The organism is Enterobacter cloacae complex sp. OE43NF, assembly GCF_023544405.1.
Classification (GTDB): domain Bacteria; phylum Pseudomonadota; class Gammaproteobacteria; order Enterobacterales; family Enterobacteriaceae; genus Enterobacter; species Enterobacter cloacae.
Window position 1 is genome coordinate 16,880 of sequence record NZ_JAMJFW010000024.1, and the last position, 25,577, is coordinate 42,456.

General features: G+C 55.7%; 25 protein-coding genes. 9 read left to right on the forward strand and 16 right to left on the reverse strand.

The window, feature by feature from the left end; all coding sequences use genetic code 11:
- Positions 1 to 121: 121 nt before the first annotated feature.
- From M8370_RS12915 to M8370_RS12925, 3 genes are all read right to left on the reverse strand, one after another.
- Entirely contained in the window at positions 122 to 790 is a 669-nt protein-coding gene (locus M8370_RS12915) for a GntR family transcriptional regulator (RefSeq protein ID WP_013096488.1), read from the reverse strand.
- Positions 791 to 1,044: 254 nt separating this feature from the next.
- On the reverse strand, positions 1,045 to 2,085 hold the full coding sequence (curA, locus tag M8370_RS12920) for an NADPH-dependent curcumin/dihydrocurcumin reductase (protein WP_250021142.1): 1,041 nt from the start codon (positions 2,083 to 2,085) through the stop codon (positions 1,045 to 1,047).
- 65 nt (positions 2,086 to 2,150) lie between these two features.
- Positions 2,151 to 2,726 (reverse strand): helix-turn-helix domain-containing protein, encoded by a 576-nt coding sequence (locus tag M8370_RS12925; RefSeq protein WP_062856306.1) that lies wholly within the window; start codon positions 2,724 to 2,726, stop codon positions 2,151 to 2,153.
- A 150-nt stretch (positions 2,727 to 2,876) separates the two neighbouring features.
- Here M8370_RS12925 and M8370_RS12930 point away from each other — a divergent pair, with 150 nt between their 5' ends.
- Together M8370_RS12930 and M8370_RS12935 are read left to right on the forward strand one after the other, a co-directional pair.
- On the forward strand, positions 2,877 to 3,395 hold the full coding sequence (locus M8370_RS12930) for a GNAT family N-acetyltransferase (RefSeq protein ID WP_250021143.1): 519 nt from the start codon (positions 2,877 to 2,879) through the stop codon (positions 3,393 to 3,395).
- Positions 3,392 to 3,841 carry a DMT family transporter gene (locus M8370_RS12935; RefSeq protein WP_023621252.1) on the forward strand — a complete coding sequence of 150 codons (450 nt, stop codon included), beginning with the start codon at positions 3,392 to 3,394 and terminating at the stop codon, positions 3,839 to 3,841. Before M8370_RS12930 ends, M8370_RS12935 begins: the two co-directional genes overlap by 4 nt.
- 3 nt (positions 3,842 to 3,844) lie before the next feature.
- Here M8370_RS12935 and M8370_RS12940 read toward each other — a convergent pair whose 3' ends face one another.
- The gene (locus M8370_RS12940; RefSeq protein WP_013096483.1) at positions 3,845 to 4,078 is read right to left on the reverse strand and encodes a YdcY family protein; all 234 of its coding nucleotides are present in this window, start codon (positions 4,076 to 4,078) and stop codon (positions 3,845 to 3,847) included.
- Positions 4,079 to 4,177: 99 nt separating this feature from the next.
- Positions 4,178 to 5,776 (reverse strand): ABC transporter substrate-binding protein, encoded by a 1,599-nt coding sequence (locus M8370_RS12945; protein WP_250021144.1) that lies wholly within the window; start codon positions 5,774 to 5,776, stop codon positions 4,178 to 4,180.
- A gap of 283 nt (positions 5,777 to 6,059) precedes the next feature.
- Here M8370_RS12945 and M8370_RS12950 point away from each other — a divergent pair, with 283 nt between their 5' ends.
- The 3 genes from M8370_RS12950 to M8370_RS12960 are packed head-to-tail and all read left to right on the forward strand — an operon-like array spanning position 6,060 to position 12,563.
- Entirely contained in the window at positions 6,060 to 7,406 is a 1,347-nt protein-coding gene (locus M8370_RS12950) for an SrfA family protein (protein WP_250021145.1), read from the forward strand.
- A gap of 4 nt (positions 7,407 to 7,410) precedes the next feature.
- Entirely contained in the window at positions 7,411 to 10,392 is a 2,982-nt protein-coding gene (locus M8370_RS12955; protein ID WP_040023768.1) for a virulence factor SrfB, read from the forward strand.
- The gene (locus M8370_RS12960) at positions 10,389 to 12,563 is read left to right on the forward strand and encodes a virulence factor SrfC family protein (protein ID WP_250021146.1); all 2,175 of its coding nucleotides are present in this window, start codon (positions 10,389 to 10,391) and stop codon (positions 12,561 to 12,563) included. The genes M8370_RS12955 and M8370_RS12960 overlap by 4 nt, the downstream gene beginning before the upstream one ends.
- Positions 12,564 to 12,619: 56 nt before the next feature.
- Here M8370_RS12960 and M8370_RS12965 read toward each other — a convergent pair whose 3' ends face one another.
- The 10 genes from M8370_RS12965 to ymcF all read right to left on the reverse strand — a co-directional run bounded on the left by M8370_RS12965 (position 12,620) and on the right by ymcF (position 21,705).
- Positions 12,620 to 13,375, reverse strand: a complete 756-nt coding sequence (locus tag M8370_RS12965; protein WP_250021147.1) for an alpha/beta fold hydrolase — start codon at positions 13,373 to 13,375, stop codon at positions 12,620 to 12,622.
- 86 nt (positions 13,376 to 13,461) lie between these two features.
- Positions 13,462 to 13,635, reverse strand: a complete 174-nt coding sequence (locus M8370_RS12970) for a GhoT/OrtT family toxin (RefSeq protein ID WP_013096478.1) — start codon at positions 13,633 to 13,635, stop codon at positions 13,462 to 13,464.
- Positions 13,636 to 13,920: 285 nt separating this feature from the next.
- Entirely contained in the window at positions 13,921 to 14,208 is a 288-nt protein-coding gene (locus M8370_RS12975) for a hypothetical protein (RefSeq protein ID WP_029882934.1), read from the reverse strand.
- 175 nt (positions 14,209 to 14,383) lie between these two features.
- On the reverse strand, positions 14,384 to 15,808 hold the full coding sequence (patD, locus tag M8370_RS12980; RefSeq protein ID WP_250021148.1) for an aminobutyraldehyde dehydrogenase: 1,425 nt from the start codon (positions 15,806 to 15,808) through the stop codon (positions 14,384 to 14,386).
- A 24-nt stretch (positions 15,809 to 15,832) separates the two neighbouring features.
- Complete coding sequence (locus M8370_RS12985) at positions 15,833 to 16,639, reverse strand: ABC transporter permease (RefSeq protein WP_250021149.1); 807 nt, start codon at positions 16,637 to 16,639, stop codon at positions 15,833 to 15,835.
- Complete coding sequence (locus M8370_RS12990) at positions 16,629 to 17,573, reverse strand: ABC transporter permease (protein WP_023621159.1); 945 nt, start codon at positions 17,571 to 17,573, stop codon at positions 16,629 to 16,631. Before M8370_RS12990 ends, M8370_RS12985 begins: the two co-directional genes overlap by 11 nt.
- Position 17,574: 1 nt before the next feature.
- Entirely contained in the window at positions 17,575 to 18,588 is a 1,014-nt protein-coding gene (locus M8370_RS12995) for an ABC transporter ATP-binding protein (RefSeq protein WP_038985147.1), read from the reverse strand.
- A gap of 17 nt (positions 18,589 to 18,605) precedes the next feature.
- A complete protein-coding gene (gene ydcS, locus M8370_RS13000; protein WP_014832084.1) occupies positions 18,606 to 19,751 on the reverse strand; it encodes a putative ABC transporter substrate-binding protein YdcS in 1,146 nt (381 codons plus the stop codon).
- 273 nt (positions 19,752 to 20,024) lie between these two features.
- Positions 20,025 to 21,434: an aminotransferase-like domain-containing protein gene (locus M8370_RS13005; protein ID WP_023621162.1), complete on the reverse strand. Its 1,410-nt coding sequence runs from the start codon at positions 21,432 to 21,434 to the stop codon at positions 20,025 to 20,027.
- A gap of 82 nt (positions 21,435 to 21,516) precedes the next feature.
- Positions 21,517 to 21,705: a cold shock small protein YmcF gene (gene ymcF, locus M8370_RS13010; protein WP_020689184.1), complete on the reverse strand. Its 189-nt coding sequence runs from the start codon at positions 21,703 to 21,705 to the stop codon at positions 21,517 to 21,519.
- Positions 21,706 to 22,098: 393 nt separating this feature from the next.
- Here ymcF and M8370_RS13015 point away from each other — a divergent pair, with 393 nt between their 5' ends.
- From M8370_RS13015 to hslJ, 4 genes are all read left to right on the forward strand, one after another.
- A complete protein-coding gene (locus M8370_RS13015) occupies positions 22,099 to 23,499 on the forward strand; it encodes a cytochrome ubiquinol oxidase subunit I (protein ID WP_250021150.1) in 1,401 nt (466 codons plus the stop codon).
- Complete coding sequence (gene cydB / locus M8370_RS13020) at positions 23,499 to 24,509, forward strand: cytochrome d ubiquinol oxidase subunit II (protein ID WP_038419539.1); 1,011 nt, start codon at positions 23,499 to 23,501, stop codon at positions 24,507 to 24,509. Before M8370_RS13015 ends, cydB begins: the two co-directional genes overlap by 1 nt.
- Positions 24,509 to 24,637 (forward strand): DUF2474 domain-containing protein, encoded by a 129-nt coding sequence (locus tag M8370_RS13025; protein WP_013096467.1) that lies wholly within the window; start codon positions 24,509 to 24,511, stop codon positions 24,635 to 24,637. Before cydB ends, M8370_RS13025 begins: the two co-directional genes overlap by 1 nt.
- Before the next feature lie 127 nt (positions 24,638 to 24,764).
- Positions 24,765 to 25,202 (forward strand): heat shock protein HslJ, encoded by a 438-nt coding sequence (hslJ, locus tag M8370_RS13030; protein WP_013096466.1) that lies wholly within the window; start codon positions 24,765 to 24,767, stop codon positions 25,200 to 25,202.
- On the opposite strand, the gene M8370_RS13035 is transcribed toward hslJ, so the two are convergent.
- On the reverse strand, positions 25,203 to 25,469 hold the full coding sequence (locus M8370_RS13035; protein WP_013096465.1) for a putative hemolysin: 267 nt from the start codon (positions 25,467 to 25,469) through the stop codon (positions 25,203 to 25,205). It lies immediately after the preceding gene.
- Positions 25,470 to 25,577: the final 108 nt, after the last annotated feature.

The following is a 25,577-nucleotide window of genomic DNA, read 5'->3' on the forward strand; positions in this document are numbered from 1 at the left end:
TATTGCCTGTTTTTCTCTTTCGTAATCTTAAATATCGTTCCTGATGGCGTAAAGCCATCAGGACTTATTCATGGAGCGAATGTTTTACGACGGGAATATAGATTGGCTGCTAAATAATTCCTCAGCTAAAATATTGACGCTGTAAAAGTGAATTAGCTTCATCAATCAGTTTATCCACCGCTTTCTGGCTGGCTTCAACATCCCCTCTTTCCAGTGCCGCAAGTAACTCCTCGTTGTGATACGCCGACGCTTTGATGTCGTTGAGCTCCTGATGCAGATAGTTAATACAGGGCCCGATGCGTATCCACAGCTGCTCAATTAATGCGCTGAGCGTTGGCATCTCCGCATACTGATAAAGGGTGAAGCGAAACACGCGATTCGCGTGCAGCGCCTGCTGAACATTGCCGTTGCGCATCGCCTCATGAAAGGCATCCGACATTTTGCGCAACGTCTCAAGCTTAGCTGGCGTCATATGCTGACAGGCGGCCGCTACCGCCATTGGTTCCAGTTGTTTCCTGATAGCGGTGATCTCGTTATAGCGTTCCAGCGTGACCTCCGGCACCAGAAACGCCTGCGCCGGTGTGGCCTGCAGCGCCCCTGAGGAGACCAGACGCAAAAGTGCCTCACGAACCGGTGTGATACTGGTTCCTAATTTATCGGCAATCTCTTTGGTAATCAGTCGAGCGCCAGGTTTCAACGAGCCTGTAATTAATGCCCCTTTCAAACTGATTTCAACTTGCATGGTAAGACTGATTCTTTGCGCTTTCTCTAAATGATCCAAATCAAGCATGTTCAATTCCTGTAGCTAAAACTTAATGCTATTTATTAACGTCAGTTTAAATAAACGACGTTGGTCCGATATATCCTGTATCGTCATGCCTGGTGGTGGGAAATGCGTATAAACATCAAAAAGTACAAACACGGGTTTTTTATCGCTCTTTGGCTCATCCGCAAGGAAGGCACGAAAGCTGTGTAGGTTTAATTAAAGACAATATATCGTATCTTCACAAATAAATATGGCGGGTTACCCCGCCATAATCTTGTTTATTTATTGTCTGCCGCGACGCGAATCACGACTTTGCCAAAGTTTTTGCCTTCAAGAAGGCCAATCAGCGCATCCGGTGCGTTTTCCAGCCCGTCGGTCACCTGTTCACGATAGTGGATTTTACCCTCCTGCACCCAGCGCCCCATCTCTTCCTGGAACTCTTTGATGCGGTGTCCGTAATCCTGGCCGATGATAAAACCCTGCATACGAATGCGTTTTTTCAGGATGGTGCCCATTAACAGCGGCAAACGATCCGGCCCCTCAGGCAGACCGGTGGCATTGTAGCCGCTCACCAGACCACATACCGGCACCCGCGCGGAGGTATTGAGCAGCGGGAGCACGGCGTCAAAGACCTTACCGCCAACGTTTTCATAATAGATATCAATACCGTTCGGGCAGGCGTTCTGAAGCTGCGTGGCAAAATCATCGGCATGATGATCCAGACACTGGTCAAAGCCCAGCACCTCAACGGCATGGCGGCATTTCTCTGCGCCTCCGGCCACACCGATGACCCGGCAGCCTTTGATTTTACCAATTTGCCCAACCGTCGCACCTACGGGCCCCGTTGCCGCGGCAACCACCAGGGTCTCACTCGCTTTGGGTTGCCCGATATCCAGCAGCCCCATGTAGGCAGTAAAGCCCGGCATTCCCAGAACGCCCAGCGCCCAGGAAGGATGGGAGGGATTTTCGCCCAGTTTGACCAGACCACTGCCGTCAGAGAGGTCGTACTCCTGCCAGCCGCTGTATCCCAGCACCCATTCCCCTGCTTTAAAATCCGGATGACTGGACTGCTCAACGCGGCTGACCGTTCCGCCGACCATCACCGCACCAATTTCAACCGGCGGCGAATAGGAAGGCGCATCGCTCATGCGGCCGCGCATGTACGGGTCAAGCGAAAGCCAGATCGTACGCAGCAGAACTTGTCCTGCCGCCGGTACCGGAACCGGCTGCTCTTCGAGACGAAAGTTATCCGCGACCGGCGCGCCGTGTGGACGCGAAGCCAGTACCCAGCGACGATTTTGCGAAACAGATTGATTCATCAGAGACTCCTTATGGTACACATGTCCATTGATCCTGGCTCATGATCCGCCTGAGCGCCTTAACATTACGAGCCAGACTGGTTAAGACGAACCACCAGATAGACGCAGGGTTCATTGGTTTCGTTAATGAACCGACAGTCATTGGGCGGCCCGAGCTCCAGACAATCCCCGGCCTGCATTTCGTGGCGGGTGTCGCCTTCCTGAAAGACCAGCTCCCCGGACTGCAGCCAGATCAGCTGGCGGGCCAGCGCATAGGACGATGCGGGCATCGGCACATCGCTTCCGGCGGGCAGTTCAACCTGGACAAGATCGATGGGCAGATCGGTGCGCGGTGAAACGTGGCGGCGCAGGTAATGGGTTTGCGGATCGCGCCAGACGGGCTGGTTAACAAGGCGCAGCAGTTTACCCTCCTGCATCTCCGCTCTTGCTATCAGCGTTGACATGCTGATACCGAACGCGCCGGATAAGCGCGCAAGCAGTGTTGCCGTCGGGCTGCTGTCGCCGCGCTCAATTTTGTGGATCATGGCGCGCGAGACGCCTGCCCGATCGGCGAGTTCGCTCAGCGACCATCCGCGTGATTCGCGTTCAAGGCGAATTCTTGCGCTAATCCGTTGATTCATCGTGTCTGTTATGGTGTTCATGACGTCATACTATAGTGTATGAACGGTATTTCAATGAGGTTTTAATAACAAAAAAATCGGGCTTATACCGTAGCCATCTGTCCGGGTTGTTGTGTAATATCGTAGCAATAACGTAATAACATAGTAAACAACACATTCAGGGGTTCCATCATGATCGTTCGTCATGCCTGCAAAGAAGACTGCGCCGCTATTGGTGAAATTTACAACCACGCGGTGCTGCACACCGCCGCGATCTGGAACGATACCACGGTCGATACTGATAACCGTATCGCATGGTTTGAGGCCCGCACCCTCGCAGGTTATCCGGTGCTGGTAAGCGAAGAGAATGGCATCATCACCGGCTACGCCTCCTTCGGTGACTGGCGCGCCTTTGACGGTTTTCGTCATACGGTAGAGCACTCGGTTTACGTCCACCGGGATCACCAGGGCAAAGGCATTGGCCGTATGCTGATGAAGGCGTTGATTATTGAAGCCCGTGACATCGGCAAGCATGTGATGGTGGCGGGGATTGAAGCGCAGAACCACGCCTCCATCCATCTTCATCAGACGCTTGGCTTTGTTACAACGGGTCAGATGCCGCAGGTGGGCACCAAATTTGGCCGCTGGCTGGACTTAACCTTTATGCAGCTGCAGCTTGATGAGCGCAGCGATCCGGATGCGATTAAATGAACCAATCACTGACGCTGGCTTTTCTGGTGGCGGCGGGCATTGGCCTTGTGGTGCAAAATACCCTGATGGTGCGTATCACCCAGTCCTCTTCCACCATACTCATTGCGATGCTGCTGAACTCGCTGGTCGGCATTGTGTTGTTTGTCAGCATTCTGCTGTTTAAACAAGGGGTCGCGGGGTTTAGCGAGCTGGCATCCACGGTGCGCTGGTGGACGTTGATCCCCGGGTTGCTGGGCTCATTTTTTGTTTTTGCCAGCATCAGCGGTTACCAGAATGTTGGCGCGGCGACAACCATCGCCGTGCTGGTGGCAAGCCAGCTCATCGGCGGGCTGATAATGGACGTGCTAAAAAGCCATGGCATCCCGCTGCGGGCGCTGATCGGCCCGGTGTGCGGTGCAGTAATGCTGGTGGTGGGCGCGTGGCTGGTGGCCCGACGCCAGTTTTGAACATTACAGAATAACGCCGCCTTTGGTGAGCTGCTCCTGGCGCGCCTCCATCTCTTCTTTATGTTGCTTACCGTGGTGCGAAATCGCGGTACGCAGGCGCTGCTGCTGGGTATAGCGTTCTTCGCGGCTCAGCTCAGCATCATCGCTCAGTTCAATCAGCAGTTCGTTCATATGTGCAATGACGCTTTCGTCAATCGCGGCATCCACACGGGCGATAACTTCGTTTAAATGTGACATTGTCACTCCTTTTCATTGGCCCGGTGGCGCTGCGCTTACCGGGCCTACGGGGCATGAGTAGGCCGGGTAAGGCGTAGCCGCCACCCGGCGATAAAATGCTTAGTTCAGCTTCGCTTTTGAGAAATCACTGCCCATCAGGCTCACGCTGTAACTCGTGACGTTGCTGCGGGTTGCATAGAACGTTTTGCCGTTTGCCAGCGCAATCCACGGCGCCTGCTGATAGAAAATCTCCTGCGCCTGGCTATATAGCTTCGCACGATCGTCCGGGTTGCTGGTCAGTTTGGCTTTCTGCACCAGGGCATCATAATCCTTATTACACCAGCGCGCAGCGTTGGAGCCGGTTTTGATGCTATTGCAGCCCAGCAGGACATCGGCAAAGTTATCCGGGTCGCCGTTATCCGACATCCAGCCGAACAGCGCGGAGTCGTGCTCGCCTTTACGCATTCCGGAAAGATACTCTCCCCACTCGTAAGAGACGATTTTGGCCTTCACGCCCACTTTCGCCCAGTCGCTCTGGATCATCTCGGCAATACGGCGGGAGTTCGGGTTGTACGGACGCTGTACCGGCATTGACCACAGCGTGACCTCCGCCCCCTTCTCCAGTCCGGCCTGTTTCAGCAGGGCTTTCGCTTTTTCCGGGTCGTAGCTGTAATCCTTCAGATCTTTATTAAAGCCCATCATATTTGGCGGAATTGGGGATTTCGCGACCGTACCGGAGCCCATAAAGACGGCGTTAACGATGGCCTTTTTGTCGGTGGCGTAGTTCAGCGCCTGGCGCACCAGCACGTTATCAAACGGTTTTTTCTCGGTATTGAACGCCAGATACCCCACGTTCAGCGCATCGACGGAGTGCAGCGTCAGGTCTTTGTTGTTCTTAATGACGTCAAACTGCACCGGAGATGGCGCAGGAATGATCTGGCACTCATTGGTTTGCAGTTTCGCCAGACGAGTCTCCACGTTTGGCGTAATGGAGAAGATCAGGTGTTTGGTCGGGACCGGGCCTTCCCAGTAGTTCGGGTTAGCCACATAGCGGATCAGAGAATCCACTTTGTACTGCTGGAGTACATAGGGGCCGGTTCCAATTGGCCAGGTATCGACGTTCTCAGGCGTGCCTTTTTTCAGCATCGCATCCGCATATTCGGCAGACAAAATGGAGGCAAAATCCATGCCCCAGTCGGCCAGGAAAGCGGCGTTCGGTTCACTGAGGGTGAACTGAACATGATAATCATCGACCTTTTTAACGTCCTGGATCAGCTTATCGAGGCCGACGTCGTTAAAGTATTCGTAATTGCCCTGCGACACATTGTGATACGGATGTTTAGGGTCTTTCTGACGCATGACCGAGAAAATAACGTCATCGGCATTAAAGTCGCGCGTCGGTTTGAAGTATTTGTTGCTGTTGAACTTCACCCCTTTACGCAGCGTAAAGGTATAGGTCTTGCCGTCCGGTGAAATCGTCCAGGATTCCGCCAGAGACGGAACCGGGGTGTTTTTCACCGGGTCGAAATTGATCAGGCGGTTATAGAGTACCTGAGAGCTGGCGACGAATGACGGGCCTGAGCTGGCAATTTGCGGGTTGAACGACTCGGGGGACGCTTCAGAACAGTAAATAAGGGTGTCGTTGTTTGCCGCCCATGCGGCACCGGCTGGTAAAATAGCGCTCAGCGCAAGGGCGAGCAGTGTTTTCCCTGTAGACATGGTTATAACCCTGACAGTTTTATTATATAGGACAGTAATAACAGCACAGCCGCTATAAGCTGGCAAATAACGAAACACTATCAGGTTATTCTAAAGCCGCGTTTTTCGCTGGTTTTACAGCCAGTGCCGAAAAAGGTGATTTGTCTTAAGTTCCATTATCCGTCAAGCACAACCGTCACGATCTATGCCGCAAGAAATCGGCGCTTTTAGCGTCTCTTCCTCCGTTTGTTTGCTTTCCGGTTTCGTTAAAGTAACGGTGTGAAGAAGTATATGGGATCAAATCGTGGCAAAAACTCTTTTACGCAGCGGTAATCTGGATGATTTTCAGGCCGTTGGCGGCGGCGGACAAGCCGTTTTTGAATCAGCGTTGCAAATACGTGAAGCACTCCGGTTGCGCAAACAGCAGGCCATTGTCGACTGTCTGGCCATTCCGCAGGTCAACGACGGCGGTGACCGCGTGGACTGGTACTCCCCGGTGGAAGGTAGCGTCACCAGCTGGAAAACGGCCAATGAAGATGACCGTTTTCGCGCCCTACGCTATCTGGAAAATACCCTTGCCAGCGTTGAATCGCTGAGTAAGAAATGCCTCCAGTCGCCTAAAACCGCACAACAGCTTTTTGGCTCCTTGCTGTCGAAAGCCTTCCAGTTCCCGAGCGAAAATTTCCTTTATCTGGTCGACGGTAAACCGGTCATTGCGTTCTGGGGATTTGTAAACCTGAACGAAAATGCACGCGATGACGTACTCGACTGCCTGCGCGAATCGCTGATCCCTGAGCCCGCGCCGGTGGTGATTGAAGATCCTGAACCGGAACCAGAACCGACCCCGGCCGTCACCTTTGAACACGCTGACGAACCTTTGATCGCCCCGGCCACGGTTGTGCGCATTACGCCGGAAGCGCTGTATGAGCCCGAGCCCGCCCCCGCCGTTGCGCCGCCTGTTGAAGAGCCTGCTCCTCCGCCCGTCGTGAAAAAGCGTCGCGTGCCCTTATGGTCGCTGCCGGTTGCCGCTGTGATCGTTGCCGCCATTGCCGCCCCGCTGCTGTGGCCAAAACAGGCCCCTTCGGCAGAGCCCGTGCCAGCCGCCGCCCCGGCACCGCAACCCGTGGCGATTGCCCCAAAACCGATTAAAGCGGTTGAACCACTGGCGATGAACCTGCCGCTGCATCAGGCTGAGGTGGTAGAGAGTAAAGCGAAGGAACCCGATCCCGCTCCGGTGTCTGCCCCGGTGGTGATTGCCGCGATCCCGAAAGATGCCATGGTCATGGAGGCCGGTCAGGTCAAAGCGGGCTCGACGCGTTTCCTGAACGGCACCTGGCGCGCCATTCTTGACGTAAAAGATCCGGTGACCGGCAAACCGCCGTCACTGCGCTATCAGATCCAGAACAACAAAGGCTTCGCCCGTGTTGTGCATGGCGATAATGTTGTGTGCCGCGTAGAGGTTTTCTCCGGCCTGCACAGCAATGGCGAGCTGATGATTAAGAGTCGCGGCAATGCACGCTGCACAGACGGTTCCCGCTACCCGATGCCGGAAGTTTCCTGTAAAGCAGGCACCAGCGACGTCGCCGAATGCAATGCCCGTTATGATGCAAAAACCGTCGTTCCACTGACGTTTAAGAAAGCAGGTGCCTGATCCTATGCTGGTAAATCTTTGCGACTATAAACAGAGCGTTACGCTTATTGCCAACAGCGGTGTACAGTTCCTCGATTTCGGTCTGACCCCGCAGGACACCGCCAGCAACGGGCGTTTCGTGCGTAAAACCGCGAACGGCCCGCTTTTGCGCCTTGATTTCGACCTGGTTAACGGGCGTTACACCCTGCCCGGCACGGACGGCGGCCAACCTGAGGTGGTCAAGCCTGAGACAACCATCGCGCTGCATCAGTCCCTGGCCGTGCTGGATGGCGTCTGGCTCCCCGTTCCGTTCCTGCGCTTCAACCCGCCGCGAACCTTTGTTGACGGCCCGGACAACTGGGCGCGCGTTCAGGTCCGCAAGCTGGAGACGCCGGACACCGCAGGCAACACCCATCGCGTCACCCTCGCCCTCGACAGCCAGATTGCGGAGCATGCCACCTCCGCGCTGTCGCCAGTGGAAAACGATATTCTTAACGGGACCCGCTTCGCGCTGGCCTGGCGCGATGCCGAAGTAGAAAATTTTCTCGACCAGACGTGGATAGACGGCTGGCTGCGCGAAGCGTTCACGCAGTACGCCTCGGACGTTGAACACCGTTCAGAACGCGATCTGCAGCAGGCCATGCGCAGCTTTGAGTATCAGGCACACTGGCTGAATGTGCTGACCATGCTTGGTGAACAGCTCACCGTGCCGGAAGTCAAATTTGTCACCCATACGCTCAGCACGCCTGCCATTCCGGTCGATTTGATCCTCGACGTGGGCAACACCCATACCTGCGGCGTGATTATTGAAGATCACGGCGACGCCAACGACGGTCTGCGCCAGACGGCCGAGTTACAGGTGCGCTCTTTAAGCGAGCCGCAGTTCCTCAATGAGCCCCTGTTTACCAGCCGCCTGGAGTTCTCGGAAGCACGCTTTGGCAAACAGCACTTCTCGGTTGAAAGCGGTCGCGAGGATGCCTTCGTCTGGCCTTCTATTGTCCGGGTTGGCGATGAAGCACGTAAGCTGGCCATGCAGCGTCTGGGGACTGAAGGTAACAGCGGTATCTCCAGCCCGCGTCGCTACCTGTGGGATGAGACGCCGGTGGTGCAGGACTGGCGTTTCAGCCAGATGAACAGCAAAACCCAACGCGAGCCGCTGGCGACCGCGTTCCCGCTGATGAACCTGATGAATGATGACGGCGAACCGCTGTTTACGCTGCCCCAGGACGAGCGTCTGCCGGTTTTCTCCCCGCAGTACAGCCGCAGCACCCTGATGACCCATATGCTGTGCGAGCTGCTGGCACAGGCGCTGGGCCAGATCAACAGCGTCGCCACGCGCTTGCGTCTGGGCTTCCCGGCGTCTCCGCGCCAGCTGCGCACGCTGATCCTCACACTGCCCTCGGCGATGCCGAAGCAGGAGCGCGAGATCTTCCGTCGCCGCATGTTTGAAGCGATTGCCATCGTCTGGAAAGCGATGGGATGGCATCCGCAGGATGAAGACTTTGCCACCCGCAAGCAGCAGGATAAAAGCGTGGTGCCGGTGCCTGAGATCCAGATGGAGTGGGATGAAGCGAGCTGCGGGCAACTGGTCTGGCTTTACAACGAAGCGATCTCCCGTTTTGGTGGTCAGACGGAAGCCTTCTTCGCCTCCCTCGCCCGCCCGGATCGTGAACCCGAACCTGGTGTCCAGCCGGGTCGCGCGCTGCGCGTCGCTTCTATCGACATTGGCGGCGGCACCACAGATATGGCGATCACCCACTATCAGCTGGATGACGGCTCCGGGAATAACGTCAAAATCACGCCACAGCTTCTCTTCCGCGAAGGGTTTAAAGTGGCCGGCGACGACACGCTGCTGGACGTTATCCAGCGCTATGTGTTGCCAGCCCTGCAAACGCAGTTGCAGAAGTCCGGCATTGCGGACGCGTCTCTGCTGATGGCGTCGTTGTTCGGTGACTCCGGGCGTATTGATACCCAGGCGGTATTGCGCCAGCAGACCGCACTTCAGCTCTTTATGCCGATCGGTCATGCGATCCTTGCCGCGTGGGAATCCAGCGACATTGACGATCCGCTGGCCGGTTTGCATGCCACCTTTGGCGATCTGCTGCAGCAGAAGCCGACCCGCAACGTGATGAACTACCTGCAGCAGGCAGTCGACCACGCTCTGCCTGCTGGCTCTGAAGCCTTCGACCTGTTTGCCGTGCCGCTGCATGTGAATTTCCGCGAAATGCAGGATGCGATGCTGGCAGGTCAATTCACGCTGGCCTCTCCGCTCCATGCGGTGTGCGAAGCGATCTCTCATTACAGCTGTGATATTTTGCTGATCACTGGTCGTCCGGGGTGCCTGCCGGGCGTGCAGGCGCTGATCCGCCATCTCCAGCCCGTGCCGGTCAATCGCATCGTATGGCTGGATAAATACCAGGTTCATGAGTGGTATCCGTTCAGCCAGCAGGGTCGCATCGGCAACCCGAAATCGACCGCCGCCGTGGGGGCCATGCTCTGCAGCCTGGCGCTCGATTTGCGTCTGCCGCGCTTTAACTTTAAGGCGGCCGATATTGGCGCCTACTCCACCGTGCGCTATCTGGGCGTGCTGGATAACACCGTTAACACGCTGCGTGAGGAGAACGTCTGGTATCAGGATATCGACCTGGATAAACCTGGCGCAAAACTCGACGCCCGCTTGCATTTCCCGCTGCGTGGGAACGTCACGCTTGGCTTCCGCCAGCTGGCGAACGCACGCTGGCCGGCGACGCCGCTGTATACCCTGAGTATCAACTCGGCGGAACTGGCCAAAGCGATTGCTGGCGACGGCGTGCTGAACGTGCGGCTTAAGCTCTGCGGAGGCAGCAAGCACGAAGGCCCGGAATCTTTCGAGCTGAGCGACGCCTGGCTGCAGGATGGAACCCCTGTCCCACCTGACGCCTTAACCTTCAAACTGAATACCCTGGCCGATCGCCGTCATAGCGGTAGCCACTACTGGATCGATAGCGGGAGTGTATACCTGAAATGAGTGCAACGATGACCACCACGCAGGCCTTAATCGGGTGGATTAACGAGACGCGCCTGCACGCCCCGGTGCTGGATAACGATGCCGACGCCCTGCTGGCCCGTATCAATGCGGCGCAGGCGCGGGAGCAGGCCATTGAACAGGCCCTGACCCGGCGGAGCAGCATTGGTCTGTATGGCCACTCCCAAAGCGCCAAAGCGCATCTGTTGCTGTCCCTGTGCGGCAGGGGTAACGGGCGGCTGAACGTCACCCCCGGGCAACGCACGTTTGACTACTTCTCACATATCAACCCGGGACATGCCCTGACCAACATGGCACTGCGTTTCACCACCGAAAGCGCGGCAGTGGACGATGAGGCTTTCCCGCTACGTCTGAGCCTGGTCACCGAGGCCGAGCTGGTGCAGCTGTTTATTGCCCGCACCACCTTACACCCGCAGATCCGCGCCGTGGATAAGGCCGTTATCGAGACGCGCCTTGAGAAGTGGCGCGGCCTGCGTCAGCCGCAGGGTGTACCGGGCATAACGGCGCAGGAAGTGGGCGCGATTGCCCACTTCTGGCAGAGCACGGTACCTGCCGCCAGACAGCAAATTGATGATGTGCTGTGGCATCAGTTTGCGCAACTGGTGCCATCGCTTGATCTCACCACCCGGGCCAGCGTCTGGTCGCTTTTATGGGGTGAGCAACAGGAACTGACCCAGCAGTGGTTAAAGCTCGCCCATGTTCTGCACCAGACCAGCCACGCCAGCGAACTTGCCGCCCCGCTCAGCCTGCTGGTGGATAACTTTGGTCTGCCAGGCGAAGGCTTCCTGACCCATGGCACCTTTACCCTTCCGGACGCTCAGGAGACGCTGCTGCATCCCCTGAACAACGGCGAGATGCTTAATGCTATTAGCCTCCCCGTCGATGTACTGGCATTCCTGACGCGTGAACTGGTACTGCCTGTCGAGAGCAGCGCGCTGGATAACGTCGATATTATTGATATCCCGGTATTTGCAGACAACAGAGCCGATCCGCTAAGCCAGGCCAAATGTCAGTGGCTGCTGGAACACTATCGCCAGCAGCTGCAGCCAGATGTGCTGGTGATCTGCAATGCGGCCGCGCAGCACGACCAGACGGCAAAAAAAGCAAAGGTACTGATGAACTGGGTCAAAGAGACGCAGCCTGCGGAGGAATCAGCCCTGCCGGGTCTGGTGTGGGCGATTACGCCTCACGACGCGCGTTTTACCACCCGGCAGAATCTCGATGAAGCAGTCCAGCATCTGCTGGGTAAACCAGGCCTGCGCTGGGGCACGCTGCAGGCGCTGGACAGCCACAGCATGCAGCGCGTCATCGAGTGGCTGTCACAGGCCACGATACCTGCCCAGCGACAGAAACGTCTTAACACGCTGAAAACGGCGCTGCGCCAGGAGCTGTCGGCTTTAATGCACAGCTATCTGGCACCGCTGGTTGAGGAGCCTGCAGCAAGACGAACTCAGGCCGAGAACATGGTTCGTACCCTGCAAAGCAGCGCTGCCCGCCACGGTGAGTTGCTCGAAGGGCTTCTGCCTCCGCTCAAAGCCTTTGAAACGCTTCTGGCCGTCCAGCAACCGCGCGAGGAGCAGGTCAACGGTCTGTTTACGGATACCATCGATCTGTTTGCCGATAATGCGCAGGAAAGTGCCGGCACGTTCCAGACAAAAGATAAAGCGCGCCTGGCGCATAAAGTGTGGATGAACCATTTGCGTCAGTGGAGTCGTAATGAGGCAGCGGCCACACGCCTGGGTCTTGAGCCTGTGGTGTTACAGCAAATTGCCGAGGTTCTGGTGGTCGCCAGCTACCGTCTTAACCTGCCTCAGCAGCTTCAGCGTATTGTCGAAACCGACAAGAGCAGCGCCGCACAGCTGCATGCGGTGATAGGTAATTTCGTTGGCTGGCTGGGTTACGACCAGACGCCTGTTGCTGAACGTCCGGCAAGCCGTATCCGTAAGGCGCAGGCAATCTTTGTTACGCCCGTGGTTAGCTGCGCCGCGCCGCGCCTGACGCGTCTGGGGGAACAGCCTGTCCATGCGGCTACCGCATACGTTTACGACTGGCTGGTTGCCCTCTATAGCCGGGCAATAGAGAACATTGATTATCAGCACCCGCATGATGTTCAGCCTGACGCACGCCGGGCACTTCGGGCTTTAATCATGTAGCAGTCTTTGTTGCCGGGTGGCGCTGCGCTTACCCGGCCAACATTCCGCAACGATAATCACGCCGCCATACACTCCGCTAACGTCTGCGCCAGTGCCGACGGTTTTTCCCACGACATGGAGTGCCCCGCAGCAGGGATGATTTTGACCTCAACGCCCTTCTGCTTCAGGCGCTCCACATCGTCATCCGGCAAAGAGAGCTCGCCAAAAATCAACGTCACCGGGCAAGGCAGCGACAGAAATTGCGTTTCCCAGTCTGGCTCAACGCCCGCCACCAGGCTCGATGCGCCGCGCCAGACAGCATAAGGTGCATTACTTTGGAGGCACCCGGCCCACGCCGTTTTTTCTGCACAGAGCATGGCCTGATATCCCTGTTCCAGAAACTGCTGTTCCGTTTGTGCGGCAATCGAGCGGCTGAACATCCCACCCCCGGCATGAAAATTGGGTTCCGACACCATCAGCCCTTTAAGACGCGATGCCAGCAGCCCCGCCGCTTCAATGGCGATGCTGCCGCCCATACTGTGACCGTACAGCCAGAAGGCATCGAGCTTGAGATGATCCATCAGTTCAGCCACAACACGGGCCTGGTCGGTAGTTTTGTAGCTGTAGTGCTCAGGCTTATCGCTGTAACCGCTGCCGGGTAAATCGATGAGAATCGTTCTGCACCCGCCAAACTGAGGGTCACGAACGACGCGGGGATATTCATAGGACGAGGCGCAGCCCAATCCGTGGATGAAGACGACGGGATCGCCGGTGCCGGGCAAATCATGCCAGCGGACGGTGCAACCCGCATGTTGCGAGTAAAAACTGTTCATAAGCACTCCTTTTACGATACACTGTTTATTTATACAGTTATCGTGGCGGGAATGCCATGTTCATCGTTTAAAAATGGAAGCGTGCTTCAGAAAAGCGAGACCAGCAGCGCAACGGGGAAGCTCATCGGCCAAGTCGACCCTACCAGAAACGCGCTGAGCAGGCGGATGCGTTTACGATCTTTAGACAGGAACCAGGTGATTAATGCGCAGATAGAAGCCATGATTGCGTAAAAAACCAACATCTTTTGATACAACGTCATTCTGTATTCCAGAGCCGAAAAAATAACCGCACGCAATATGCGTCATATGTTGATACAGATCAAGTTTTTTCGTTACACAATAACCATTTAAATATTAAGGCTAATAACAAATGAGTATATTGCGTTACAACTATGCCCTGACAAGGATCCGTCTTCGAAAACCATGCATGACAAGATCAAGATTGTAGTTGACTCTTTAATCCCTCTGGCTTCGATGCCCCGTGGTTATCTTCAGGTAACAAAAAACCCCGCTTGAGCGAGGTTTGGCATCTTTTCAATGGTGAATTAAAAAGGAAGCATTGCGCGGATTTCAGTGTGCCAACTATGAAAGGCAGGTAGGTCATCTAATAACCAGAAACCTAAACCAAGTACTGCAGCACTCATCATCATTTGAGCAATAACGTTAAACCAGTATTCAATAGGTTTAGTGTCTTTGTGGATATATTCCTTTCGCATCGTTCCCTTGAAGGTTTTAGTGTAGACACCTCGTCGCAAAAAGATAATCGACTGAACAAGCATAAAGGGGCAGGTCAGAAAAATTGCACATACCGTGAACCAATATTGAAATCCCATTACCTGTCATTCCAGTTGCCGTTTGGGGCCATTATTACACATGTTTATCCAATTCCAGTCAGGATGGCATAATCATCAACCAGGCAGCTCTGCTGAGCACTAATTTTAACGTCAATGGTCCACAAGCAAGCGACTGCAATATATTTTCAATATATTACAGCCACTTAGCTGCATATTAGTGTTTTATCATCACATGGCGGACAACGGTATAATCCTCAAGCCCATATACCGACATATCTTTCCCATAACCGGATAACTTCATGCCGCCGTGTGGCATTTCGCTTACCAGCATAAAATGGGTATTCACCCAGGTGCAGCCATATTGCAGACGCGCACTCAGCCGGTGAGCGCGCCCCACATCCCGGGTCCAGACGGACGAGGCCAGGCCATATTGTGAATCGTTAGCCCAGGCCAGCACCTGGTCTTCGTCGTCAAATTCGGTGACGCTCACCACCGGGCCAAAGACTTCACGTTGCACAATGGCATCTTCCTGTTTTGCGCCGGCCAGCAGGGTTGGCTGAAAGTAGTAACCCGCCCCCTCTTTTTTACTGCCACCCGTCACCACGCGAATATGGCTGAGCGCTTTGGCCTCCTCCACAGCCTGACAGACGCGCGACAAATGCGCTTGCGAGCTCAGTGGCCCCAGTTCGGTAGAGGCCTCTTCCGGCGCCCCTATTTTCAGGCTGGCCACCGCTGCGCCCAGTTTTTCCACCAGCGCAGCATAAATGCCCTTTTGGGCATAAATCCGGCAGGCCGCAGTGCAGTCCTGCCCGGCATTGTAGAAACCAAACGTCCGCACACCCTCGACGACCGCATCCAGATCGGCGTCATCAAAGACGATAACCGGTGCCTTGCCGCCCAGCTCCATGTGGGTACGTTTTATGGATGAGGCGGTATGGCCAATGATGTGCTCCCCGGTTGCAATTGAGCCGGTGAGTGACACCATGCGCACTTTCTCATGCCCGGTCAGCGGATCGCCTACCGTTTTTCCGCGCCCGAACAGCACGTTCAGCACGCCAGCCGGGAAAATATCCTTCGCCAGTTCGGCCAGTTTTAAGGCGGTCAGCGGCGTAATCTCAGAAGGCTTGATGACCACGCAGTTCCCGGCGGCCAGCGCCGGTGCCAGCTTCCACGCCGCCATCATCAGCGGGTAGTTCCAGGGGGCGATGGAGGCGACAACCCCAACCGGATCGCGGCGGATCATCGAGGTATGGCCGTCCAGATACTCACCCGCCGCCAGTCCGTTCAGGCAGCGGGCCGCGCCAGCAAAGAACCGAAACACATCGACCACAGCGGGGATCTCATCGCCCAGCGCGCAGTGCAGCGGCTTACCGCAGTTCAGGGATTCGAGTCTGGCAAACTCGTCGGCATGCGCTTCAATAACGTCAGCCAGTTTCAGCAGGCATTCGGCACGCGTTTTGGGCGTGGTTTGCCCCCACTGTGCGAACGCCCGATCGGCTGCCTGCACGGCCGCGTCGACCTGCGCGGCTGATGCTTCAGCAATCTCCAGCAGAACCTCTCCGGTGGCAGGGTTATAGACCGGCTGTTTTTCCCCCTCGCCGCTCACCAGTTCACCATTAATCAGCAGTCGTTTTTGCATAGCATTGTCCCGTTGAAATCAATGTTATTTCCCGCTCCCGGCGCTATTCTCGCCGTCGCGGGTTAGCCACCAGGCTCCCAGAATGGGGAAGGTTGTCACCAGCATCACCAGCAGTGCGACCACGTTGGTGACCGGCACGTCACGCGGACGTCCGAGCTGGTTAAGCAACCACAGCGGTAACGTGAGCTCGTGTCCCGCGGTAAAGGTTGTGACGATAATTTCGTCAAACGACAGAGCAAACGCCAGCATGCCCCCGGCCAGCAGCGCCGACCCAAGATTGGGCAGGACCACGTAACGGAAGGTTTGCCAGCCATCGGCCCCTAAATCCATCGATGCTTCAACCAGGCTCCAGGAGGTGCGTCGGAACCGGGCAATCACATTGTTAAACACCACCACCACGCAGAACGTGGCGTGCCCGACAACGATGGTAAAAAAACCAGGCTCCAGATTGATGGTTTTGAAAGCGGTCAGCAGCGCCAGACCGGTGATGATGCCCGGCAGCGCTATCGGTAACAGCAGCAACAGCGAAATGGCGTTTTTGCCAAAAAACGCGCTACGCCACAGCGCCGCCGCAGCAAGCGTGCCAAGTACCAGGGCAATAGCCGTCGCTAACGTCGCAATTTTAAGTGACAACGTCACGGAATCGATGATGTCGCCACGCCCCGCCGCCACGCTAAACCACTTCAACGTCAGCCCCTGCGGCGGGAAGCTGAAGGCCGCGTCCTCAGTATTAAAAGCGTAGATGGCAATAATCAGCAGGGGAAAGTGGAGGAAGATCACCCCGCCCCAGGCGGCCACTTTCAGGAACAACGGTGCGCGTTCAGAGTGCATCGAATGCTCCCAGACGTTTCACGAACGCCAGATAAAGCGAGATAAGCACAATCGGCACCAGGGTGAAGGCGGCAGCCATGGGCATATTGCCGATGGCGCCCTGCTGGGCATAGACCATATTGCCAATGAAATAGCCCGGCGGCCCTACCAGCTGTGGCACGATAAAATCACCGAGCGTCAGAGAGAAGGTAAATATCGAGCCCGCCGCGATACCCGGGATCGCCAACGGCAGAACAACATAACGAAAGGTCTGACGCGGACGCGCACCGAGATCGGCAGAGGCCTGCAACAACGAGGCAGGCAGCCGTTCCAGCGCCGCCTGCACGGGCAGGATCATAAACGGCAGCCAGATGTAGACAAAGACCAGAAACCGCCCCAGCCCGGAGGTCGATAACGTGTTCCCGCCAATCGCCGGGAGCGTCAGAACAGAGACCAGGATCGGCTCCAGCCCCAGATGGCTGAGAAACCACTGCGCTACGCCATCTTTCGCCAGCAGTAGCGTCCACGCGTACGCTTTGACGATATAACTCGCCCACATCGGCAGCATAACGGCAATATAGAAGAACGCTTTCCATTTGCCGCTGGTGTAACGCGCCATATACCAGGCCATCGGGAAGGCCAGAATGGCGCTGGCGAGGGTGACCGCAATCGCCATCACCAGCGTACGGATGATGATGTCGTAGTTTGCCGGGTTAAAAAGTGCCTGAATGTTCGCCAGCGTCAGGTCCGGCGTAACCGACATGGTGAAGTCATCAAAGGTATAAAAGCCCTGCCACAGCAGCGTAAGGAGCGATCCCAGATAGACGATGCCAAACCACATCAGCGGTGCCAGCAGCAGCAAGAATATCCCGAGCGACGGTTTGCGCCAGAAATACGCGGTAATGCGGCTTAGGGTACCGCGCGGTGCGGGAGGATGTAAGACGCTCATCGCCATTTCACCCTTCCTCATGCAGGCGGATCATGGCGTCGCGCGACCATGACGCCAGCACCGCCTGCCCCGGCTCAACACCGGTGTGCAGTGTGTCCGCGCTGAGATTGGCCTGGCTCACCAGCAGTTTTGCCCCCCCGGCAAGTTTCAGCTCCAGGCGCGTTGCCGCACCCTGATACTGGACAGCCTGAACCACGCCTTCAACCTGAACCTCACCGCTCTCATTGAGCCGGATATGTTCCGGTCGAAGCGAATAAGCGCCCTCCATGCCGCACACTTTCTGCGCCAGTGCCGCATCGAAAACGTTCGAGGTGCCGACAAAACTGGCCACGAACGGCGTACGCGGGCGCATGTATAGCTCACGCGGGGTATCCACCTGCTCAATGCGTCCGTTGTTGAAAACGGCGACCCGGTCGGACATTGACAGGGCTTCCCCCTGATCATGGGTTACAAAAATAAAGGTGATCCCGAGTGCCTGTTGAAGTTTTTTCAGCTCGACCTGCATCTGTTCACGCAGTTTCAGATCGAGCGCGCCCAGCGGTTCATCCAGCAACAGCACGCGGGGTTCATTGACCAGCGCACGCGCAATGGCAACGCGCTGACGCTGGCCGCCAGAAAGCTGCGACGGCTTGCGCGCAATGGCAAAGCTCAGCCCGACCTTTTCCAGCGCCTCCTGCGCCAGTGCATGGCGTTTTTTCTTGTCGATGCCTTTGACCATCAGCCCGTAAGCGACGTTATCGAGAATCGACATATGCGGAAACAGCGCGTAGTCCTGGAACACCGTATTGACGTCTCGCTCCCACGGAGGAAGCTCACTCGCTTCTTTACCGAAGATTGTGATTGTCCCGCCGGAGAGTTGTTCAAAACCGGCGATCAGCCGAAGGCAGGTGGTTTTGCCGGAACCCGACGGCCCCAGCATGGAGAAAAACTCCCCGTCACGAATGGCAATGCTCACCCCATCCACCGCCCGTACGTCGCCGTACAGACGGGAAACGTCATTAAACTCTACCGCGTACGTCATGTTCTGCTCCCGGATGATTAACGGCCACCCATGATGGCGATGTAATCCTGCGTCCAGCGGCTGTAAGGCACATATTTGCCGCCTTCGGCGATCGGGGTTTTCCAGAACTTGATTTTGTCAAAGGCGTCGTAACCGTTGGTTTCACAGCCTTTCTCACCCAGCAGCGTACTGGCCTTACACCCTTGCGCCACCACCGGCAGAGAGCCAAACCACGCCGCCAGATCGCCCTGCACTTTTGGCGTCAGCGACCAGTTCATCCATTTGTAAGCACACATCGGGTGTTTTGCCTGCGCGTGAAGCATAGTGGTGTCTGCCCAGCCCGTGACGCCCTCTTTCGGGAAGACGGTCGCGATCGGCTGGTTTTCGGCTTTCAGGGCATTCGCCTGGTATGGCCAGGCGCTGGACGCCACCACGCCTTCATTCTTAAAGTCACTCATCTGTACGGTGGTGTCATGCCAGTAGCGGTGGATCAGGGCGTGCTGATCGCGTAGCACTTTCAGAACCGCAGCGTACTGTTCTTCCGTCAGCTGGTAGGGGTCGTTAATACCCAACTGGGGTTGAGTGGCCTTCACAAACAGCGCCGCATCGGCAATGTAAATCGGACCGTCATAGGCCTGCACGCGGCCCTGGTTGGTTTTACCGTCCGGTAAGTCCTGTTTTACAAACACCACGCTCCAGCTGTCCGGCGGTGTCGGGAAGGTTTTGGTGTTGTACATCAGCAGGTTTGGCCCCCACTGATACGGCGTGCCGTAGACATTGCCGCCCACGTTAAACCACTCACCTTTAACGAGACGCGGGTCGAGGGTTTTCCAGTTGGGGATGAGTTCCGGGTTAATCGGCTGAACGCGTTTTCCCATAATCAGACGGAGCGACGCATCTCCGGACGCGGTGACCAGGTCATACCCACCTTTCGCCATCAGGCTCACCATCTCGTCCGACGTGGCGGCGGTTTTGACGTTTACCGCACAGCCGGTCTCTTTTTCAAACTGGGTTACCCAGTCATAATTTTTATCCGTTTGTCCCCGCTCGATGTAACCCGGCCAGGCAATAATATCCAGCCGACCCTCTCCGTCGCCAATCGCTTTCGGTGGCTCGGCGGCTTGCGCGGTCATTATTGCCATACCAAGCGCACACAGGCTGCTGCGGGCAAATTTTTTGCTCATAAACATTACTCCAGTCGCAATGAAAATTTAGCGGCAGCCGTGCCGTAAAAATATCTCCCTCATTAAACGTAGACCGCGCAAATGCCCCGCACCGTGCGGCTTAAGGAAATTTCATCAAGGTGTGACCGAGGGCGCATTCCCCGTTAACTGGATTATAGACAAGGGGTTAGGCGTGAGAGGTGGTATGCAGATTTCGTATGATGCGACGCGGCAAAATGGTCGCCGCGGCGGCAAAAAGATAAGCAATGATTATTTAGCGAGAGGCCGGAATCGTTATTTCAACATGCTGCTGATTAATTTCCCTAACTGAATAACGGCCTGCTCTTCCCGCTCTCCCCATGCCCAGGAGGTATTAAAACGGAAAAAGGGTGTCCAGACATCTGAGGTAGAAAACATCTTGCCTGGGGCAATACTGATGTGATGGCGTAACGCCTGTTCGCTTAACAGTCCTGCATCCAGCTGTGCCGGAAGCTCCAGCCACAAAAAGTAGCCGCTGTCGTTATGATGGATTTTGACGCCCGGCGGCATATGGCGCAAAAGTGACTGCCACGCCTGCTGTTTACGCTCAGCCAGCGTGCGTCGCAGGCGGCGAAGATGGGCGTCGTAGCGTTTGGTCGCGAGGTAATCCACCAGCGCCAGCTGCATCGGGGAGCTGGTAGAGAGCGTGCTCATCAGCTGAAGCTGCTGAATGCGCCGCGCATGTTTACCCGCCGCTACCCAGCCGATGCGAAAACCGGCCACCAGACATTTCGAAAACGAGGAGCAGTGCAGCGTCATGTCCTGACGATCCCATGCTTTCGCCGGGAGCGGCTTTTCACGGCCAAAATAGAGCTCGCTGTAGACATCATCTTCAATCAGCGTGACGTTGTGCCTCGTCAGCAACGCCACAAGCTGCGCTTTTTTCTCCAGGCTGAGCGTAAAGCCAAGCGGATTTTGACTGTTGGTCATTATCCAGCAGGCCTTGACCGGGTAGTCATTCAGCGCCTGTTCAAGCGCATTGAGATCGATCCCCTCGCGCACGTCCGTCGCAATCGACAGGGCCTTCAACTTCAGGCGTTCCAGCGCCTGCAGCGCGCCGTAGAAACAGGGGTTTTCGACAATCACCCAGTCCCCCGGCTCGGTCACCGCCTGGAGACTCAAGTTCAGCGCTTCGAGCGCGCCTGCGGTGATCACGATCTCCTCCGGTGAGATATTCATCCCCTGCTGTGCATAGCGGCGGGCAATGGCGTGGCGCAAATCGACGTTACCCGGCGGCAGGTTTTCAATCACGCTCATCGCCGTCGCGGTTTTGCTGACGTTCGCCAGCGAGCGGTTGAGTTGCTGAAGCGGGAAAAGACGCGGGTCGGGAAAGGCGGAAGCGAAAGGAACAACCGACGGGTCGCGGCTGGCCTGCAGAACGTCGAAGATATAGGTGTTGATGTCCACCGCTTCGTCACGCATGACCTGTGCAGGTGGCGCTGGCTGTTGTGCGGTCGGGCGCGAGGCAACGTAATAGCCCGACTGCGGTCTGGCGACAATGCGCCCCTGACTTTCCAGCATCTGATACGCGTGGCCCACGGTCATAAAACTCATGCCGCTGCTCGCCACCTGCTCTCGCAGAGAAGGCAGCTTATCGCCCGGCAACCATACGCCAAGCTCAATCTGCGAGATAATTTGTTGCGCCAGACGCTGGTATTTTTTCATCAGATTCTCCTTATTGCGGACAGTGTATATCAGCAGGAGAAAAAGAGAAGATTTTGCTAACTGTTATGGTTTATGAAATGAATTACTTACGGTACTCGGTCACATGATTGTGTGCGAGACGCGCCGCGGCCAGATGGTCGAGTGTAATCATTGGCGATTTGCAAAAGATGCATTTTGCGCCGAAGGGATTTTTCTCAGACACATCAAAGGCTGAAGTACGGTACTGCGAGCCATGACAGCATGGGCAGCGAAAATGGATATAAGAAGTCATAGGATTCTCCTGTAAACGTAAAAACGTAAATTACTCATGAGCCGATCAGGCGATAATGGTTTGAAACAAAACTAATCGGAATGTAGATAAAGACCCAAGAGAGGCTGCGGAGAGGCACAACGTGATGAGAACTGCTTTATAAAACTACGTCAGATATTTATTTGGACTCAAAACCAGAAGACCATTAACGCACGGTGCTGAGGACAAAGCAAGCGGTTTAATGCATAAAATTCATTAAAAAAAATATTTTTATGCCCTATAAAGAAGTATATCAGATGGCAAAAGCGTGAACTTTTTGCCAACTGTTATGGTTAAATTTCGCGTTTCTGCGTCTGATAGTCCGATCTGCGCCTCTGTACCATAACAGCACACCGTTTGACATTGAGGCTGTGCATGTTTGGTTTAGATGCTTTTCACCTTGCACGGATACAGTTTGCCTTTACCGTATCCTTCCACATTATTTTCCCGGCAATCACTATCGGCCTGGCAAGCTATCTTGCTGTGCTTGAAGGGCTGTGGCTGAAAACAAAAAATCCGGTCTGGCGATCGCTGTACCACTTCTGGTCCAGGATTTTTGCCGTTAACTTTGGCATGGGCGTGGTCTCCGGGCTGGTGATGGCGTATCAATTTGGCACTAACTGGAGTGGATTTTCGCAGTTTGCGGGCAGCATTACCGGCCCACTTCTGACCTATGAAGTGCTGACCGCCTTTTTCCTTGAGGCCGGATTCCTCGGCGTGATGCTGTTCGGCTGGAATAAAGTCGGGCCTGGGCTGCACTTCTTCGCCACCTGTATGGTAGCGCTGGGGACAATTATCTCCACCTTCTGGATCCTCTCCTCCAACAGCTGGATGCAGACCCCACAGGGCTATGAGATCGTCAACGGGCAGGTCGTTCCGGTAGACTGGTTTGCCGTGGTCTTTAATCCCTCCTTCCCTTATCGTCTGCTGCATATGTCGATAGCCGCCTTCCTCAGTAGCGCCCTGTTTGTTGGCGCATCGGCGGCATGGCATCTGCTGCGCGGAAACAATACGCCTGCCATCCGCGCTATGTTTTCTATGGCGCTGTGGATGACCCTGATTGTGGCCCCCATCCAGGCAATGGTCGGTGATATGCATGGGCTGAATACCTTAAAGCATCAGCCTGCCAAAATCGCCGCCATTGAGGGGCACTGGGAAAACCCACAGGGGGAACCTACCCCGCTACTGCTGTTTGGCTGGCCAGATATGGAACTGGAGCGCACCCGTTTTGGCCTGGAGATCCCCGCTCTTGGCAGCCTTATCCTGACGCACAGTCTGGATAAACAGGTTCCGGCGCTCAAGGAGTTCCCGAAGGAAGATCGTCCAAATTCCACCATTGTCTTCTGGTCGTTCCGCATTATGGCGGGCTTAGGCATGCTAATGCTGCTGCTCGGCGTGGTGGCGATCTGGTTGCGCTATAAAAAGCGCGTTTACACCTCGCGCCCCTTCCTGTGGTTTGCCCTGCTGATGGGGCCTTCAGGGTTGATCGCCATACTGGCCGGATGGGTGACCACCGAAGTAGGACGCCAGCCGTGGGTCGTCTATGGGCTTCAACGTACCCGGGATGCGGTATCCGCCCATGGCGATCTGCATATGAGCGTCAGTTTGCTGGCTTTCTTCGTCGTTTACACCTCGGTCTTCGGCGTCGGTTACAGCTATATGGTGCGCCTGATTAAAAAAGGGCCGCAGCCTCACGAATCGTTCGCCACCGAGGCCGATGGACGTCCGGCACGCCCGCTTTCCGCAGTTACTACTGGCAATAAGGAGCAGCCATAATGGGTATCGATCTTTCCATTATCTGGTTTGTCATCATCGTCTTCGCGACGCTGATGTATATCGTGATGGACGGTTTTGATCTGGGGATCGGCATTCTGTTCCCGATGACGCAAAACCCGGACGATCGCGATGTGATGGTCAACAGCGTCGCCCCGGTCTGGGACGGGAATGAAACCTGGCTGGTGCTGGGTGGCGCTGCCCTCTTCGGTGCCTTTCCGCTGGCCTACGCGGTGATTATCGATGCCCTCACCATTCCGCTGACATTAATGCTGATCGGTCTTATTTTTCGTGGCGTGGCGTTTGAGTTTCGTTTTAAAGCAACGCCAGCGCACCGTCCGTTCTGGGATAAAGCCTTTATTGGCGGTTCACTTCTAGCGACGTTTACCCAGGGCGTGACGGTGGGTGCCGTCATAAACGGGTTTGCCGTCACCGGGCGTGCCTATACCGGCGGTCCCTTTGACTGGTTTACCGCGTTTAACCTGTTCTGTGGCGCGGGTCTGGTGGTGGCCTATGCGCTGCTGGGCGCCACCTGGCTGGTGATGAAAAGTGAAAATGCCCTGCAACAGCGGATGCGCGAAGTTTCTAAAATGCTCTTAATTGTGCTGCTGGCCGTTATCGCGGCGATCAGTCTCTGGACCCCACTGGCGCACCCGGCCATCGCCGCGCGCTGGTTTACGCTACCTAATTTGTTTTACCTGTTGCCGGTTCCGGCTCTGGTCGTCCTGCTGAGTCTGTATCTGTGGCGCTGCCTGAATAATCGGCAAAGCCATAACCGGCCATTTATCCTGACGCTGGGGCTTATTTTTCTCGGCTTTAGCGGGCTTGGGATCAGCATCTGGCCGCATATTATTCCACCGTCGATCACCCTGTGGCAGGCGGCCGCGCCGACACAAAGTCAGGGCTTTATGCTGGTAGGTGCGTTGTTGATCATTCCCGTGATTCTGGTCTACACCTTCTGGAGTTATTACGTATTTCGCGGAAAAGTACAGCATGGGGAGGGTTATCACTGATGCAACAGCCTGTCTGGAAACGATTGCTGTGGCTGGCCATTATCTGGGGCGGCAGCGTACTGGCGCTGGCGGCTGTCAGTATGTTCTTCCGCATGCTGATGACGGCCGCCGGGTTTAAATCTCACTGATCTTGTCCCGGGCAACCGCTGCGTTGCCCGGTCTTCTTCCCGCACTTTCAGATAAACCCCATTAACGCACGCCAGCGTATCGTTACACTGGTAAATGATTCACAGTATTTATAGTTCGAGAAGAAAAATGAAAAAACTCATTGCGTTAAGTGTTATCAGTCTTGTCCTCTCCGGCTGCGTTAATCCGGGTAAAGCGTCTGTTCAGCCGGAGCAGCTTAAGAACCACCGCTTTGTGCTGGAAAATGTGGACGGGAAAGCCGTGAAGGCCACGACAACGCAACCTGAGATCAGTTTTAGCGCGTTGCCCGATATCAGCCTGGTTAATAACATCAGCATTTCCGGCGTGATGTGTAACCGCTTCAACGGACAGGGAAAATTGTCCGAAGGGGAACTTAAGGTTAAAGGGCTGGCGATGACGCGCAAACTCTGTACCGAACCACAATTGAACGAGCTGGATCAGGCCATCGGCGACATGCTGCGCAAAGGAGCGCAGGTCGACCTGACTGAAGACCAGTTAACGCTGGCGACAGCCGACAAAACGCTGATGTTTAAACGCGCTGAATAATCAGTAGCTACCGCAGGATCCAACGGCAAGCGACTGTTCACTGCAGCGTTTGCCGTTTGGCAAGGCGCACATCCCGATCGCAGAGCCATCGAGCTGGCGGGCAACCGACAGTGAGCCACCAATCATCGCGCAGTTGGCTTGTCCAGAACTGGACATCGCGGCTTTCATTCCCGGCGTTACGTGTGCCGCCGTGGCCTGCTGAACAGGTTCGTTACTACAGGCCGACAGCAATAACGCGGCACACCCTACCCAAAACGCTGAACGCATGCTCTCTCTCCCCCATGAATAATGCGAAACCTATGCATAATAGGCATCACATCCCGTGCCGTCGAGAGCAGAAGTGCGTATTTATGCGCTGCTGAAACAATTTCTCGC

Coding starts and splice junctions, on each gene's coding strand:
- M8370_RS12940 (WP_013096483.1), bottom strand. CDS start 4,078: ATGTCACATTTAAACGAAGTTATCGCCCGTGTGGATGCCGCGATTGAC.
- M8370_RS13005 (WP_023621162.1), bottom strand. CDS start 21,434: ATGAAAAAATACCAGCGTCTGGCGCAACAAATTATCTCGCAGATTGAG.
- M8370_RS12970 (WP_013096478.1), bottom strand. CDS start 13,635: ATGACGTTGTATCAAAAGATGTTGGTTTTTTACGCAATCATGGCTTCT.
- cydB (WP_038419539.1), top strand. CDS start 23,499: ATGGGTATCGATCTTTCCATTATCTGGTTTGTCATCATCGTCTTCGCG.
- M8370_RS12960 (WP_250021146.1), top strand. CDS start 10,389: ATGAGTGCAACGATGACCACCACGCAGGCCTTAATCGGGTGGATTAAC.
- M8370_RS12955 (WP_040023768.1), top strand. CDS start 7,411: ATGCTGGTAAATCTTTGCGACTATAAACAGAGCGTTACGCTTATTGCC.
- ymcF (WP_020689184.1), bottom strand. CDS start 21,705: ATGACTTCTTATATCCATTTTCGCTGCCCATGCTGTCATGGCTCGCAG.
- hslJ (WP_013096466.1), top strand. CDS start 24,765: ATGAAAAAACTCATTGCGTTAAGTGTTATCAGTCTTGTCCTCTCCGGC.
- M8370_RS12935 (WP_023621252.1), top strand. CDS start 3,392: ATGAACCAATCACTGACGCTGGCTTTTCTGGTGGCGGCGGGCATTGGC.
- M8370_RS12995 (WP_038985147.1), bottom strand. CDS start 18,588: ATGACGTACGCGGTAGAGTTTAATGACGTTTCCCGTCTGTACGGCGAC.
- curA (WP_250021142.1), bottom strand. CDS start 2,085: ATGAATCAATCTGTTTCGCAAAATCGTCGCTGGGTACTGGCTTCGCGT.
- M8370_RS13035 (WP_013096465.1), bottom strand. CDS start 25,469: ATGCGTTCAGCGTTTTGGGTAGGGTGTGCCGCGTTATTGCTGTCGGCC.
- patD (WP_250021148.1), bottom strand. CDS start 15,808: ATGCAAAAACGACTGCTGATTAATGGTGAACTGGTGAGCGGCGAGGGG.
- M8370_RS12990 (WP_023621159.1), bottom strand. CDS start 17,573: ATGGCGATGAGCGTCTTACATCCTCCCGCACCGCGCGGTACCCTAAGC.
- M8370_RS12915 (WP_013096488.1), bottom strand. CDS start 790: ATGCTTGATTTGGATCATTTAGAGAAAGCGCAAAGAATCAGTCTTACC.
- M8370_RS12985 (WP_250021149.1), bottom strand. CDS start 16,639: ATGCACTCTGAACGCGCACCGTTGTTCCTGAAAGTGGCCGCCTGGGGC.
- M8370_RS12930 (WP_250021143.1), top strand. CDS start 2,877: ATGATCGTTCGTCATGCCTGCAAAGAAGACTGCGCCGCTATTGGTGAA.
- ydcS (WP_014832084.1), bottom strand. CDS start 19,751: ATGAGCAAAAAATTTGCCCGCAGCAGCCTGTGTGCGCTTGGTATGGCA.
- M8370_RS12965 (WP_250021147.1), bottom strand. CDS start 13,375: ATGAACAGTTTTTACTCGCAACATGCGGGTTGCACCGTCCGCTGGCAT.
- M8370_RS13015 (WP_250021150.1), top strand. CDS start 22,099: ATGTTTGGTTTAGATGCTTTTCACCTTGCACGGATACAGTTTGCCTTT.
- M8370_RS12975 (WP_029882934.1), bottom strand. CDS start 14,208: ATGGGATTTCAATATTGGTTCACGGTATGTGCAATTTTTCTGACCTGC.
- M8370_RS12945 (WP_250021144.1), bottom strand. CDS start 5,776: ATGTCTACAGGGAAAACACTGCTCGCCCTTGCGCTGAGCGCTATTTTA.
- M8370_RS12925 (WP_062856306.1), bottom strand. CDS start 2,726: ATGAACACCATAACAGACACGATGAATCAACGGATTAGCGCAAGAATT.
- M8370_RS13025 (WP_013096467.1), top strand. CDS start 24,509: ATGCAACAGCCTGTCTGGAAACGATTGCTGTGGCTGGCCATTATCTGG.